Source organism: Nocardia aegles, assembly GCF_052545135.1.
Map to the genome: position 1 here is coordinate 25,209 of NZ_JBQWRI010000012.1, position 13,801 is coordinate 39,009.

Sequence of the window (13,801 nt, forward strand, 5' to 3'; positions counted from 1 at the left end):
CGTCCTACCTCCCGAGCCCGTGTCCTTCGCGAAGTGCCGTACCGGGCCCGCACTGGTCATCGAGACGGCCCGGTGGGGTTCGACTGATCCCGTGGACCTCGCGAGCGCCGCCCAGCGGCACCAGCCACACCCGTTGCCCGAGACCGGGTTCGAAGCGCACCGCGGTCCCGGCCGGGATGTCGAGGCGATGTCCGTGCGCTGCCGCGCGGTCGAATTCCAGCGCCGCGTTCGCCTGCGGGAAGTGCACGTGGCTGCCGACCTGTATCGGCCGGTCGCCGGTGTTGACCACGTCGAGCGCACGGCGCTGCGCGCCTGCGTTCAGTTCGATCGCGCCTTCGGCGCAGAAGTATTCGCCCGGAATCACGCCGAGCCTCGATCCGGCTCGGCGGGAACGCTCGGATAACGCATACCGGGTGCCTAACCGATCGGGTGGTGCACGGTGACGAGCTTGGTGCCGTCCGGGAAGGTCGCCTCGACCTGGACATCGGGGATCATCTCCGGCACACCCTCCATCACGTCGGCACGGGTGAGGACCGTCCGTCCCGAGGACATCAGTTCCGCGACGGTGCGGCCGTCGCGCGCGCCCTCCAGCACATGGTCGGTGATCAGCGCGACCGCCTCGGGATGGTTCAGCTCGAGTCCGCGCGCCTGCCTGCGCCGGGCCAGTTCGGCGGCGTAGCTGATCAGCAGGCGCTCCTGCTCATGCGGTGACAGTCGCATCCGGGCTCCTCACCGGTTCGCAGTGACGGGTGAGGCACATTCTGGCACGCGCGTTCCGCCGTCGCCGGACAAGCGGTCAGGACCGATGCGGCAGATTCTGCAGTCGCACCTGACCGCGGGCGACGGTGCGGCCCTGCTCATCGGTGATGACGACCTGCCACAGCTGCTGCAGCCTGCCCCGGTGCAGCGGCGTCGCCTCGCCGGTCAGGGTGCCCTCGCGCACCGCCCGCAGGAAATCGGTGTTGTTGTTCACGCCGACGACCGTGCCCTGGTCGCCGAACCAGATGCCGGCCCCGGTGCTGGCGAGGGTCTCCACGACGGTGCAGTACACGCCCCCGTTCTGGATGCCCGCGGGCTGGTAGAGATGCGGTTTGACCACCCACTCGCCGCGTACACGGTCGGGGCTCATCTCGGTGAAACGCAAACCGATCAGGTCGGTGAAGGTGCCTTCGCTGTAGGCGTTCATCTGCTCGGGCGTGACGTCCGCCAGCGAGCCGACCTGTTGAGTCTCCTGCTGTGTCATGTATTCACTGTCGCACAGCGCCCGGCACGCTTCGTCGCGGCCTCACCCGCAGGCCGGAGTGACCGTCCGGCCGTTCGGCAGCTGGGTCGGCCGGTCGCTGGGCGACTTCCGCAGCCCGCCGGAAGGTCGACATAGTTCGCCGGAACAGAGCGGCGGGCCCCACCGGAGGTGGAGCCCGCCGCGGCACGGGATCGGGGGGTCACCGCAGCCCTCGGGACCCTCGCGCGATCCGGACGCCGGAACCAATAGTAGGTCAGCCTTACCTAACTAAGCAACAGACCCAACGGCCGCATCGGGAGCCCCCGCTCGGCCATCGCCGCCAGAAGGGCCTGACCACGACGCGCGCCGACTACGGAATCGGTCCGCGCCAGATCCGGCACGTAAGCCGAAGCGCCCGCGATGGATTCGGCGACGAGGGACCAGAACCGGCGGGCGCTCAGACCGGAGCAGTGAGCCAGGTTCCGCTGGACGACCGCCAGCGCGGACTGGCAGCGGTGCGCGAGCCAGACGTACATCGCCTGCTCACACGGCAGCGTGACGACATCCCGACCGCCCGCGAGCGGATCGCCGTCGACTACGCGAATCGCCGTGTCCGACAAGCCCGCCCAGTCGATTCCGCCGTCGTTGTCGGTGTGGATCCAGAGATTCTCCAATCCCGGATCCCAGGCCCGCCCTTCCGCGACGAGCAGCGCGACCACGCGGCCGGCGATCGCGTGGATCAGCGCCGTGGCAACCACTTCCGCCGCGATGTCGGCACTGATCATCTCCGCGGCGTGCCGGCGGACCATGAGTTCTACGCGCCCCTCGCGCACTCCGTCCGCCAATTGCCACCAGCGCCGTTTACCCTGCTCGGCGATCGCGGCGACGGCATAGACCCGCGGATGCTCCGGTTGCAGCGCGCGCAGCCGGGCACAGGCGCGCCCGAACGCCGTCGTCGAGCGATGTGGCGTGGTGATGAGCTCGGTCATCGAACCTCCTCGAGATCGGCCGTCGCGCGGCGCGGCGGACATCAGGGCCGTGCCCGTCCCTCCGAAAGATAGGTTAGGCTTACCAGACTTAGCAACCGTATCGCTGATGTCAGGAGCAGCTCGTCGCCGTGACTTTTCTCGCTACCCTGAGGCGGCGGCGTCTTTGCGGACTCCTCGTCTCGACCGCCCTGCTCCTGCTCGCCGTGCTCGCCGGGGTCGCGGTGGGCGCCCGCTCGCTCGCGCCGGGGACCGTGTACGACGCCGTTCATCATGCGCTCACCTGCCCCGGCGGACCTTTCACCTGCGCAGCCGCATCCACCGAGGAAGAGATCGTGCGTGGGCTGCGCCTGCCCCGCACCGCGTTGGCACTGGTCTGTGGGGCGGCCCTGGGGGTCGCGGGCGCGCTCGTCCAGGGCTACACCCGCAATCCACTCGCCGACGCCGGGTTGCTCGGACTGAACGCGGGCGCGGCGTTCCTCGCCGCGCTGAGCGTGTACTTGTTCTCCTTCCGCACGCCGGAGCAGTACATCTGGTTCGCGCTCATCGGAGCGCTGATCGCCGGGGTGGCGGTGTTCGCGACCTCGTCTGTGGGCGGCGGAAAGGCGAGCCCGCTGACCCTCGTACTCGCGGGCGCGGCGGTCACCGCGTTCCTGCAGGCCATGACGAACGCCGTCGTGCTCTTCGACGCCGCCGCGCTGGACACCTACCGGTTCTGGGTGATCGGCACCGTCGCCGGCCGCGATGCCGCGGTGTTCTGGCAGGCACTGCCGTTCCTTGCCGCGGGCATGCTGCTGGCGGCGCCGGCGGCGCGCGGACTGAATCTGATCGGTCTGGGCGACGACGTCGCGCGTGGGCTCGGCGTGCATGTCGGCCGCAGCCGCGCACTCGGACTGGCGGCCGTCGTGCTGCTGGCAGGCGCAGCGACGGCGGCGGTCGGGCCGATCGCCTTCCTCGGCCTGGTCGTCCCGCATCTCGCGCGGACGGTCACCGGGCCGGACCATCGCCGGCTGATTCCCGCTTCCGGGCTCTTCGGTGCGTTGGTACTGCTGATCGCCGATGTGGCGGGCCGGGTGGTGGCGCGCCCCGGCGAGTTGGAGGTCGGCGTGGTGGTGGCCGCGCTCGGCGTGCCGTTCTTCCTCGCATTCGTGCGTCGGCGAAAGCTGGTGAATCTGTGATGATCTCGCTGCGAACCACGGGTGCGCGACCCGCGCTGCGGGTCGGGCCGGTGTCGACGGTGCTGCGACCTCGGATGATCCTGATCGTCGCACTCATGGTCGTGCTGGCGCTCGCACTGTTCTGCCTGGACATCGCGGTGGGCGAGGCCCAGCTGCCGCTCGGGCGGGTGCTGGACGTCCTGACCGGCGGCGGCACCAAGGCTCAGCGGTTCATCGTGCTGGAATCCCGGCTGCCGCGCACACTGACCGCACTCGTGGTCGGCCTCGCGCTCGGGCTCGCGGGCGCCATCACCCAGTCCATCCTGCACAACCCGCTGGCCGCGCCGGACATGCTCGGCATCACCTCGGGCGCGAGCCTGGGCGCGGTCGCCGTGCTGGTCGGCACCGGAGGCGCGAGCACCGGGCCGGCCGCCTCGATCGGCGCGCCGGTCGCGGCGCTGGCGGGCGGCCTGCTCACCGCCGTCGCCATCTACCTGCTCGCCTGGGGACGCACCGCCACCGGCGGGAGCGATGCTACGGGGCTGCGGTTGGTGCTGATCGGTGTGGGCGTGAACGCCCTGCTGACGGCGGGCATCAGCTGGCTGCTCACGCGCGCAGGCCTGGCGGATGCCCAGCGCGCGCAGCTGTGGCTGAACGGATCGCTCCACGCGGCCGACACCGCGCACCTGGCGCCCGCGGCGATAGTCGTCGGGATCGCCGTCCTCAGCACACCCGCCTCCGCGCGCACACTCGCCGCGCTGCGCCTCGGCTCCGACACCACACGCGCGCTCGGGGTGCGCATCCAGACCCAGCAGGCCATCCTGATCGGAGCGGCCGTGGTGGCCACGTCGGTGTCCACCGCCGCCGTCGGGCCGGTCGGTTTCGTCGCCCTCGCCGCGCCGCAGATCGCACGACGGCTGCTGCGCACGCCGGGCGAGCCGCTGATCGGCTCGGCGGTGGCCGGCGCCATCCTGGTGGTCGGCGCGGACATCGCGTCCCGCACGATGTTCCCGGTCGACCTACCGATCGGCGTCGTGACCGCGGCATTCGGCGGGCCGTTCCTGCTGTACCTGATCATGCGTATGAACCGGAAGGCGACGCTGTCATGACGATCGCGGACATCACCACCGCCGACGCCACGGAGCGGGCCACACCTCCTGAGCACCGGCTCGGCGCCGAGGAGGTCACCCTCGGTTACGGCGGCCGGGTGATCGTCGACGGGCTGAGCCTGACCATCACTCCCGGGGTGATCACGACCGTCATCGGGCCCAACGGTTGCGGAAAGTCCACTCTGTTGCGGTCGCTCGGCCGCCTGCTGCGCCCGCGGAAAGGCCGAGTGCTGTTGGACGGCAAGGCCATTTCGACGATGAAGACCAAGGACGTCGCCCGTATCGTCGGCATGCTGCCGCAGTCGCCGGTCGCCCCGGAAGGGCTCACCGTCGCCGATCTGGTCGGCCGCGGACGCCACCCGCACCAGTCCTGGTTGCGGCAGTGGTCGGCGGCGGACGAATCCGAGGTGACGACCGCGCTGGCGCGGACCGGGATCGCCGATCTCGCCGACCGCCCGCTCGACGAGCTGTCCGGTGGGCAGCGCCAGCGCGCCTGGATCTCGATGGCGCTGGCCCAGGGCACCGATATCCTGCTACTCGACGAGCCGACCACCTATCTGGATCTCGCGCACGCCATCGAGGTGCTCGACCTGGTGGACCGATTGCACGCCGATCTCGGGCGCACCGTCGTCATGGTGCTGCACGATCTCAATCTCGCGATCCGCTACAGCGACCAACTGGTCGTCATGCACGACGGACGCGTCGTCGCCGCGGGCGCCCCGGGCGAGGTGGTGTCGGTCGAACTGCTGCGCGAAGTGTTCGATCTGGACGCCGCGGTGCTCGACGACCCGGTGTCGGGACGGCCGATGATCGTGCCGATCGGAACCAGGCACGTGCGCGGAAAGGTGGGCGGACCGGCTGCCACGGCGCCCGAGACCGGGCCGTATGAGAAATGACACACCAGCTACTCCATAGTTACGACACCCCGTAGTACGCATCCTCGTCGTTGAGTACCTAAAATTGTGGAATGGCAGGTCTTGGTGAACTCGAGAAAGCGGTTATGGACCAGTTGTGGTCGGCCGACGAACCACAAACGGTCCGGCAGGTGCACGAGGCGCTCGCCGCTCGCCGTGAGCTCGCGTACACCACGGTGATGACCGTGCTGCAACGCCTCGCGAAGAAAAACCTCGTGGTGCAGCGCCGCGACGACCGCGCGCACCGTTACGCACCCGTGCACACTCGCGACGAACTCGTGGCCAGCTTGATGGTCGACGCACTGCAACAGGCCGACGCGGCGGGCAGCCGCGCTGCCGCGCTGGTGCACTTCGTCGAGCAGGTCGGCAAAGACGAGGCTGCCGCTCTGCGCGAAGCACTCGCTAAGCTCGAAGCAACCGAGGATTCGGCGCCACCGCCGCAGTAGCCTCCTCGGGCGCCCTGGCCCCACAACGCAGTGAGCTGAGTCGATGAACGCAACCGCGCCGGTTTTCGCCGGACTGGCATTGCTTCTCGCGGGGCCTGCCCCGGCCTTGCTCAGCCGGGCGACCTGGACCTACCGGACGCCCCGCGCAGCGCTGGTGCTCTGGCAGGCCATCGCGCTCGCCGCCGTGCTCAGCGCGTTCGGCTCCGGGCTGGCCATCGCCGCCGAACTGCTCGTGCCCGGCCCCGACGGGCGCCCGACCACCTCTCCGACCAGGGAAATCGACGCGCTCGGGCTGCCGCTGTGGCTGGCGTACGTGTTCGTCTTCGCGCTCACGCTGCTGATCGGCGCCCGGTTGATCTACGCGATCATCCGGGTCGGCGTGCACACCCGCAGGCGGCGGGCACGGCACCGCATGCTCGTCGACCTGCTGGACCAGAGCGGTCCGCACCGGCGCGCGGCCGACATCCGGGTGCTGGCCGCCACCGAGCCCATCGCCTACTGCCTGCCCGGCCTGCGCCAGCGCGTCGTGCTCAGTGAAGGCACCCTGACCAATCTCGCCGACGTCGAGGTCACCGCCATCGTCAGCCACGAACGTTCGCATCTGCGGGCCAGGCACGATCTCGTGCTGGAGGCGTTCACGGCCGTGCACGAAGCGTTTCCCAGAGTGGTGCGCAGCAAGGCCGCGCTGGGCGCGGTGAAACTGCTCATCGAGTTGCTCGCCGACGACTCCGCGGTCAAGGTCGCCGGACCGAAGCCGCTGGCTCGCGCCCTCGTTGCCTGTGCGAAGTCCACCGCGCCGCAGGGCGCGCTCGCCGCGGGCGGACCCACCACGCTGATCCGCATCCAGCGGCTCAGCGGACGGATCGGGGACATCCGCATCGCGACGGCCGCCTACCTCGGCTCGGCAGCCATCCTGGTGGTGCCGACGCAGGCCGTAGCCGTACCCTGGCTCGTGGAACTGAGTCGGCTGTTCCACGGCTGACTTCCCGGCACGTATCCTGGACCTTCGGCCCGCCTCCGGTCGGCCGCATCCTTTCGCTCCACCCGGCGCGCGTCATCGCCCGCGCCACCGCGCGGTGAAACCGCATCGCGCGCCGCTCTCCATCCCACCGAACAGCGCGCTCCGCGTGGAACGCGCCGTGCGACGAAAGGCACACCTTCCTCGTGACCCCCTCGACCACCGTCGCCGCGGCGCCCCCCGTGTCCTTCGCGGATCTGGGCCTGCCCGCCGTGCTCGTCCAAGCACTGCGACGCGACGGCATCGAGACGCCGTTCCCGATCCAGGCCGCCACGGCGCCGGACATCCTGGCCGGCAAGGACCTGCTCGGCCGTGGGCCGACCGGTTCCGGAAAGACTCTCGCCTTCGGCCTCCCGATGCTCACCCGGCTGGCCGGCGCCGCGGCCCAGCCGGGCCGCCCGCGCGGACTCGTCCTGGTGCCGACGCGCGAGCTGGCCGCCCAGATCGAGCGGGCACTGGACGAACCAGCGCTCGCGCTCGGCCTGCGAGTGGCCTCGGTGGTCGGCGGCGCCCCGATCAAACGCCAGGCCGACCGGCTCGCCCGCGGCGTCGACCTGCTCATCGCCACGCCCGGGCGGCTCGCCGACCTGCTCGTACAGGGCTCCGCCGACCTGTCCGACGTGCGGATCACCGCGCTCGACGAAGCCGACCACATGGCCGACATGGGATTCCTGCCGCAGGTGACCAAGCTGCTCGACCGTACGCCGCGCGACGGTCAGCGCCTGCTGTTCTCGGCCACGCTGGACGGCGAGGTGGACAAGCTGGTCAAGCGTTACCTGCGCTCCCCCGTCACGCATTCCACCGCGCCGCCGTCGGCCTCGGTCACCACGATGTCGCATCATCTGCTCTACGTCGGCGACAAGGTGACCAAGCGGGCGGTCGCCACCGAAATCGCCGCCCGCGACGGGTTGACCATCATGTTCGTCCGCACCAAGCACGGCGCCGACCGGCTCGCCAAACAGCTGCGCGGCGCGGGCATCGCCGCCGGCGCACTGCACGGCGGCAAGGCGCAGAACAATCGCACCCGCACCTTGGCCGCGTTCGCCGACGGCTCGGTGCCGGTGCTGGTCACCACCGACGTCGCCGCGCGCGGTATTCACGTCGACGGGATCTCCCTCGTCGTGCACGTCGATCCGCCGCCGGAGCCGAAGGCGTATCTGCACCGGGCCGGACGCACCGCCCGCGCCGGCGAGGACGGCGTGGTGGTCACACTGGTCATGGACGAAGAGCGCCGCGAGGTGGAGGCGATGGCCCGTAAGGCGGGTGTGGAGATCGACGGGGTCGCCGTCCGTCCCGGCGACCGCACGCTGGTCGAGATCACCGGAGCCCGCCGCCCGTCCGGTATTCCGATGCTCCCGGCTGCCGCCGCGCCCGCGCCCGCGGCCACGCAGACGCCGAAGCCGGCACGCCGCCGAGCGAACCGGCGGTCGGAGACAGCTCCGGCCGGTGGCCACAGTGCCGGTGCCGCGAAGCAGTCCAGGTCGGGCTCGGTGTCGAGCCGTGCCGGCGAATCGGCTACCGCGTCGGGGCGTCGGCACGGCCACGCGAAGGTCGCCGGGAAGCCCGCCGCCGGCAACACCGCCGGATACGGTGCGGGTTCGGCCGAGGGCGCGCCCACCCGCCGGTCCGGCGCGGCGGGCGGATTCTCCCGCCGCGCCGCAGGCCCCGCCTCCGGCGACACGCCGGGCCGGGCCCGGCGACGCGCCGTGCGAGCACAACAGTCGCCACAGCGGGGCAATCGCGGAGCAAACTAGAAGGTGTCGACCCACGCGGCAGCGGCCGTCCTCTGCGCACTGCTCGCGGCGCTGCTGTTCGCGGTCGCCGCGGTCGCGCAACAGCACGCGGCGGCCGCGGTGCCGCAGGACGCCTCGCTGATCCGCTCGCTGCTGCGCACGCCGCGCTGGTGGGCAGGTGCCGTCGGCGACGTGGGCGGATACGCCATGCAGGTCCTCGCGCTCGCGTTGGGCGCGGTGTTACTGGTGCAACCGATCCTGGTGAGCGCGCTGGTGTTCGCCCTGCCGCTGTCGGCCCGGCTAGACGACCGTCGCGTGCCGCCGCGCACCTGGGCGACCGCGCTCGCGCTGACCGCAGCGCTGGCCTGCTTCCTGCTCGTCGGCAATCCGACCGAGGGTACTACCGATGCGCCCCTGCGGGATTGGCTCGTGCCGCTGGGCATTCTGCTCGGATCGATCGTCGCCGCCACGGTCGGTGGGATCGCCGCGCGCGATCCGGCGTGGCGCGCCCTGCTGATCGGTGCCGCGAGCGGCGCGCTCTACGGGCTGGCTGCCGCGCTCACCGACTACGTCACCGACCTGTTCGAGCACGGTCTCGGTGACGTGCTGAGCGGTTGGCAGACCTGGGCCCTGGTCGGGGCGGGCGTCACCGGCGTCTATCTCCAGCAGCGCGCCTATCAAGCGGGGCCCCTTTCCGCGTCGCTGCCCGCCGTCACGGTCGTCGAGCCACTGGCCGCGGCGTTCATCGGCATCGCCGTGCTGGACGAGCGGTTGCGGACGGACACCGCGGGGCTGGTCGTCACCATCGGTGCGGTGATCGTGATGGCGGCCGCGACGATCATGCTGTCCCGCTCGCAAGCGGCCGCCTGAAGCCACGCGCGAAGGCGCGGGTCCACCTGGTGCGACGCCGCACCGCGATGGAGTGAGCCGTCCTCGGCGCACGGCGTCGATCGCGTCGTACGTAGCCGGTAGGCGCTGCTACCCGCACGGTCGAGCCCTCGGGGAGTCCTGGAGAACTACGCGCACCGGTCGGCGCGCGGATATCATCGGTCGAGTGCGCTTTCTCCCCGGTCATCAGCCGCCGTACGACCTGACCTACGACGACATCTTCCTCGTCCCGAACCGGACGGATGTCGCGTCGCGCTTCGACGTCGATCTCTCGACGACGGACGGGTCGGGCACCACCATCCCCATCGTCGTGGCGAACATGACCGCCGTGGCCGGGCGCAGAATGGCCGAGACCGTGGCCCGCCGCGGCGGCGTCGTCGTCCTCCCCCAGGACCTGCCGATCACCGCGGCCGCCGACACCATCGCCTTCGTCAAGAGCCGCTCGCTCACCGCCGACACCCCGGTCACCCTCGCGCCCGACCGGTCGGTCTCCGAGGCGGTGGCCCTGATGCACAAGCGCGCGCACGGCGCGGTCGTGGTGGTCGACGGCGGACGTCCGGTCGGTGTGGTGACCGAGGCCGCCTGCGCCGACGTCGATCGCTTCGCCCGGCTGCGCGAGGTCGCGGTCACCGATTTCGTGCGGGCGCCCGTGAGCACCACTCCGCGTGACCTGTTCGACCTGCTGCACGCCGAGCACGCCGAGTTCGCCGTGCTCACCGCCGCGGACGGCACCCTGGCCGGGGTACTGACCCGCACCGGCGCCGTGCGCGCGGGCATCTACCAGCCCGCCGTCGACGCCACGGGCAAGCTGCGCGTCGCGGCCGCGGTCGGCATCAACGGCGACGTGGCCGCCAAGGCCAAGTCACTCGTGGATTCCGGCGCCGACCTGCTGGTCATCGACACCGCGCACGGGCACCAGAGCAAGATGCTGGAAACCCTCACCGCGGTGCGCGATCTCGGACTGGGTGTCCCGCTGGTCGCGGGCAACGTCGTCTCCGCCGAAGGCACGCGGGATCTCGCGGCGGCGGGCGCGGACATCGTCAAGGTCGGCGTCGGGCCCGGCGCCATGTGCACCACCCGGATGATGACCGGCGTGGGCCGCCCGCAGTTCTCCGCGGTGGCCGAATGCGCTGCCGCCGCCGCGCAACTCGGCGTACACGTCTGGGCCGACGGCGGCGTGCGCCATCCCCGCGACGTCGCGCTCGCGCTGGCCGCGGGCGCGTCCAACGTGATGATCGGCTCCTGGTTCGCCGGTACCTACGAGTCCCCCGGCGATCTCCGTGTCGATCGCGACGGCAACGCGTACAAGGAGAGTTTCGGCATGGCGTCCAAGCGGGCCGTCGCCGCCCGCACCGCCTCCGACAGCGAATTCGACCGCGCCCGCAAGGGGCTGTTCGAAGAGGGCATCTCGAGCTCGCGGATGCGGCTGGACCCGGAGCGTCCCGGCGTCGAGGACCTCATCGACCACATCTGCTCCGGTGTACGCAGCGCGTGCACCTATGCGGGCGCGCGGACACTCGCCGAATTCCACGACAAAGCCGTGCTCGGCGTACAGTCCGCCGCGGGATTCGCCGAAGGCCGCCCGCTGCCCAGCGGTTGGTGAGCACCGACACGCGAACCGCACCGGCTACCGGCCCACGCCGCCCGGCACGTGGGCCGGTAGCATGGTGGTTGCCGGATACCGGCACCACGACTCGTTTGCGAAAGGATCCAGTTGTCACCCGCGTCCGAGGGCGCCGCACAGGAGGGCTCCTCTATCGAGCCGGGTGACCGACCCGGCGTCCTCCTCCCCGCAGTAGTCCCATTCCGCACCGGCCGTCACGCAGCACCGTTCGGGTGGTGCTGACCATGTCCGTCGCGCTCACCGCGCTCAGCCTGATCGGATTCATCGCACTCACCGTCGGCACGGCCCTGTTCGTCGCCGCGGAATTCTCCCTCACCGCCCTGGAGCGCAGCACCGTCGAGGCGCACGCCCGCACCGGCGACGTCCGCGCCCGCATGGTCCGTAAAGCGCATCGCACGCTGTCGTTCCAGCTGTCGGGCGCCCAGCTCGGTATCACCATCACGACGCTGATCACCGGTTACATCGCCGAGCCGGTGCTGGCCAGGTTGCTGCATCCGCTGTTCGCGGGCATCGGCCTGAGCGAAGCCGCCGCCGGCGGCGTCGCGCTCACGCTGGCCCTGATCCTGGCCACCTCGCTGTCGATGATCTACGGCGAGCTGGTGCCCAAGAACATCGCCATCGCCAAGCCGCTGGCCACCGCCCGAGTCACGGCCGGACCGATGATCGGTTTCTCGGTGGTGTTCAAGTGGATGATCCATTTCCTCAACGGCAGCGCCAACTGGGTCGTCCGCAGGCTCGGCGTCGAGCCCGCCGAGGAGTTGCGCTCGGCCCGTTCGCCGCAAGAACTCGGCTCCCTGGTGCGCACGTCCGCCCTGCGCGGCGCGCTCGACCAGCCCACCGCGCAGGTGATGGACCGCTCGTTGCAGTTCGGCGAGCGCAGCGCCGAAGAGTTGATGACTCCACGGGTGAAGATCGAGTCGCTCGACAAAGACGACACCATCGCCGATCTGATCGACGCGGCGGGCCGCACCGGCTACTCCCGGTTCCCGGTGATCGACGGCGATCTCGACAACACCCTCGGCTTCGTGCACGTCAAGCAGGCGTTCACCCGCCCCGTCCACGCGCGCGGGACCACCCCCCTGTACCGGCTCGCCCAGCCGGTGCCGATCGTGCCGGCCAGCCTGGACGGCGACGAGGTGCTCGAACGGGTCCGCGCCGACGGCATGCAGGTCGCCCTCGTCGTGGACGAGTACGGCGGCACCGCTGGGCTGGTCACCATGGAGGACATCATCGAGGAGATCCTCGGCGACGTCCGTGACGAGCACGACGAGGAGGAGCGCGAAGTACGGCGCGTCGTCGACGGCTGGGACTGCTCGGGTCTGCTGCGCATCGACGAGGTTTCCCGGGCGACCGGATACGACGCGCCCGAGGGCGAGTACGAGACGTTGGGCGGCCTCGTGCTGACCAGGCTCGGCCGCATTCCGGTGGCCGGCGACGAAGTCGTGCTGCCGAATCCCCGCTCGCAGCTGTGGACGGCGCCGGAGAACCACGCCTGCGGCGGCTGGATCGCCCGGGTCGAGCGCATGGACGGACGGCGCATCGACCGGGTCCGGCTGATCCCGGTCGACGCCGAAGCCCTCGCGACCAAGGAGCACAGCCATGGGTGACCTGTTCGGCGTCCTGCTCACCGTCGTGCTGCTGGGCGGCAACGCCTTCTTCGTCGCCGCCGAGTTCGCGCTCATCTCCGCCCGCCGCGATCGGTTGGAAGCACTGGCCGCGCAGGGCAAGCGCAACGCGAACACCGTCATCCGGGCGGGTGAGAACCTCTCGATGATGCTCGCGGCCGCGCAACTCGGCATCACCATTTGCTCGATCTTGCTCGGTCGCGTCGGCGAACCCGCGGTCGCGCACCTGCTGGAGGGCCCGTTCGATCTGCTCGGCCTGCCGCAGCAGCTGCTGCATCCGGTGGCGTTCGCCTTGGCGTTGACCATCGTGGTTATCCTGCACATCCTGTTCGGCGAGATGATCCCGAAGAACATCGCGCTGGCCGGGCCGGAACGCAGCGCGCTGCTGCTGGTGCCGGTGCACCTGATGTGGCTACGGCTGGCCCGCCCGCTCATCGCGCTGTACAACCTGGCCGCCAACCTGTCGCTGCGCCTGCTGCGCATCGAGCCGAAGGATGAGCTGGAGGCCACCGTGTCGACGGTCGAACTGGCCGAGATGATCGGCGAGTCCCGCTCGGAGGGGTTGCTCGACGAGGAGGAGCACCGCCGCCTCACGCAGGCTCTCGGCACCAGCGACCGGGTGGTCGCCGACGTGATGGTGCCGCGGGGCGCGACCCGATCGATTCCGCTGCGCGGCAACGGGACCACACTCGGCGACATCGAATCCGCCGTCGCCGAGACCGGCTTCTCCCGCTTCCCGGTGCGGGCGAACGACGGCTCACTGGTCGGCTACCTGCACGTCAAGGATGTGCTCGACAAGGTGGCCGACGAGAGCGCCGGCCCGGGTACACCGATTCCGCGCACCGATATCCGCCCGCTGCCGACGGTGAGCATGGGCACCACGCTCTACGAGGCGCTGGCGCGACTGCGGCGCACCAACAGCCACCTTGGCCGCGTGGTCGACGACCGGGGCAATACCACCGGCATCGTCGCTTTGGAGGACCTGGTGGAGGAATTCGTCGGCACCGTCCGAGACGGAACGCACCGGGTGGGCGAGTGACGATCCGGGCAGCGTGGGGCACCAGCCAGCACGGTGCGGT

General features: G+C 70.8%; 14 protein-coding genes. 10 read left to right on the plus strand and 4 right to left on the minus strand.

Annotation, left to right across the window (positions count from 1 at the left end):
• Positions 1 to 4: 4 nt before the first annotated feature.
• The 4 genes from ACT89H_RS25675 to ACT89H_RS25690 all read right to left on the minus strand — a co-directional run bounded on the left by ACT89H_RS25675 (position 5) and on the right by ACT89H_RS25690 (position 2,211).
• A complete protein-coding gene (locus ACT89H_RS25675; RefSeq protein ID WP_445111231.1) occupies positions 5 to 364 on the minus strand; it encodes an urease subunit beta in 360 nt (119 codons plus the stop codon).
• Positions 365 to 417: 53 nt separating this feature from the next.
• Positions 418 to 720, minus strand: a complete 303-nt coding sequence (locus tag ACT89H_RS25680) for an urease subunit gamma (RefSeq protein WP_445111232.1) — start codon at positions 718 to 720, stop codon at positions 418 to 420.
• A 76-nt stretch (positions 721 to 796) separates the two neighbouring features.
• The gene (locus ACT89H_RS25685) at positions 797 to 1,243 is read right to left on the minus strand and encodes a PaaI family thioesterase (protein ID WP_445111233.1); all 447 of its coding nucleotides are present in this window, start codon (positions 1,241 to 1,243) and stop codon (positions 797 to 799) included.
• A gap of 263 nt (positions 1,244 to 1,506) precedes the next feature.
• Positions 1,507 to 2,211, minus strand: coding sequence for a hypothetical protein (locus ACT89H_RS25690; RefSeq protein WP_445111234.1), 705 nt, complete (start codon positions 2,209 to 2,211; stop codon positions 1,507 to 1,509).
• A gap of 128 nt (positions 2,212 to 2,339) precedes the next feature.
• Between ACT89H_RS25690 and ACT89H_RS25695 the strand changes: the two genes are divergently transcribed.
• The 10 genes from ACT89H_RS25695 to ACT89H_RS25740 all read left to right on the plus strand — a co-directional run bounded on the left by ACT89H_RS25695 (position 2,340) and on the right by ACT89H_RS25740 (position 13,761).
• Complete coding sequence (locus tag ACT89H_RS25695; RefSeq protein WP_445111235.1) at positions 2,340 to 3,386, plus strand: FecCD family ABC transporter permease; 1,047 nt, start codon at positions 2,340 to 2,342, stop codon at positions 3,384 to 3,386.
• A complete protein-coding gene (locus ACT89H_RS25700; protein ID WP_445111236.1) occupies positions 3,386 to 4,474 on the plus strand; it encodes a FecCD family ABC transporter permease in 1,089 nt (362 codons plus the stop codon). Before ACT89H_RS25695 ends, ACT89H_RS25700 begins: the two co-directional genes overlap by 1 nt.
• Positions 4,471 to 5,370: an ABC transporter ATP-binding protein gene (locus ACT89H_RS25705; RefSeq protein WP_445111237.1), complete on the plus strand. Its 900-nt coding sequence runs from the start codon at positions 4,471 to 4,473 to the stop codon at positions 5,368 to 5,370. Before ACT89H_RS25700 ends, ACT89H_RS25705 begins: the two co-directional genes overlap by 4 nt.
• Positions 5,371 to 5,441: 71 nt before the next feature.
• Positions 5,442 to 5,834, plus strand: coding sequence for a BlaI/MecI/CopY family transcriptional regulator (locus ACT89H_RS25710; RefSeq protein WP_039797864.1), 393 nt, complete (start codon positions 5,442 to 5,444; stop codon positions 5,832 to 5,834).
• Between the two features lie 43 nt (positions 5,835 to 5,877).
• Positions 5,878 to 6,816: a M56 family metallopeptidase gene (locus ACT89H_RS25715; RefSeq protein WP_445111238.1), complete on the plus strand. Its 939-nt coding sequence runs from the start codon at positions 5,878 to 5,880 to the stop codon at positions 6,814 to 6,816.
• 182 nt (positions 6,817 to 6,998) lie between these two features.
• Positions 6,999 to 8,606, plus strand: coding sequence for a DEAD/DEAH box helicase (locus ACT89H_RS25720; protein ID WP_445111239.1), 1,608 nt, complete (start codon positions 6,999 to 7,001; stop codon positions 8,604 to 8,606).
• Positions 8,607 to 8,609: 3 nt separating this feature from the next.
• Positions 8,610 to 9,455, plus strand: coding sequence for a DMT family transporter (locus tag ACT89H_RS25725; RefSeq protein WP_445111240.1), 846 nt, complete (start codon positions 8,610 to 8,612; stop codon positions 9,453 to 9,455).
• Between the two features lie 184 nt (positions 9,456 to 9,639).
• Entirely contained in the window at positions 9,640 to 11,076 is a 1,437-nt protein-coding gene (locus tag ACT89H_RS25730; RefSeq protein ID WP_445111241.1) for a GuaB1 family IMP dehydrogenase-related protein, read from the plus strand.
• Between the two features lie 245 nt (positions 11,077 to 11,321).
• On the plus strand, positions 11,322 to 12,704 hold the full coding sequence (locus ACT89H_RS25735) for a hemolysin family protein (protein ID WP_445111344.1): 1,383 nt from the start codon (positions 11,322 to 11,324) through the stop codon (positions 12,702 to 12,704).
• A complete protein-coding gene (locus ACT89H_RS25740) occupies positions 12,697 to 13,761 on the plus strand; it encodes a hemolysin family protein (protein ID WP_445111242.1) in 1,065 nt (354 codons plus the stop codon). Before ACT89H_RS25735 ends, ACT89H_RS25740 begins: the two co-directional genes overlap by 8 nt.
• Positions 13,762 to 13,801: the final 40 nt, after the last annotated feature.

Excerpts from the sequence above, each read along its gene's own strand:
- ACT89H_RS25705 (WP_445111237.1), top strand. The coding sequence starts at position 4,471 with ATGACGATCGCGGACATCACCACCGCCGACGCCACGGAGCGGGCCACA.
- ACT89H_RS25680 (WP_445111232.1), bottom strand. The coding sequence starts at position 720 with ATGCGACTGTCACCGCATGAGCAGGAGCGCCTGCTGATCAGCTACGCC.
- ACT89H_RS25715 (WP_445111238.1), top strand. The coding sequence starts at position 5,878 with ATGAACGCAACCGCGCCGGTTTTCGCCGGACTGGCATTGCTTCTCGCG.
- ACT89H_RS25735 (WP_445111344.1), top strand. The coding sequence starts at position 11,322 with ATGTCCGTCGCGCTCACCGCGCTCAGCCTGATCGGATTCATCGCACTC.
- ACT89H_RS25690 (WP_445111234.1), bottom strand. The coding sequence starts at position 2,211 with ATGACCGAGCTCATCACCACGCCACATCGCTCGACGACGGCGTTCGGG.
- ACT89H_RS25700 (WP_445111236.1), top strand. The coding sequence starts at position 3,386 with ATGATCTCGCTGCGAACCACGGGTGCGCGACCCGCGCTGCGGGTCGGG.
- ACT89H_RS25710 (WP_039797864.1), top strand. The coding sequence starts at position 5,442 with ATGGCAGGTCTTGGTGAACTCGAGAAAGCGGTTATGGACCAGTTGTGG.
- ACT89H_RS25740 (WP_445111242.1), top strand. The coding sequence starts at position 12,697 with ATGGGTGACCTGTTCGGCGTCCTGCTCACCGTCGTGCTGCTGGGCGGC.
- ACT89H_RS25685 (WP_445111233.1), bottom strand. The coding sequence starts at position 1,243 with ATGACACAGCAGGAGACTCAACAGGTCGGCTCGCTGGCGGACGTCACG.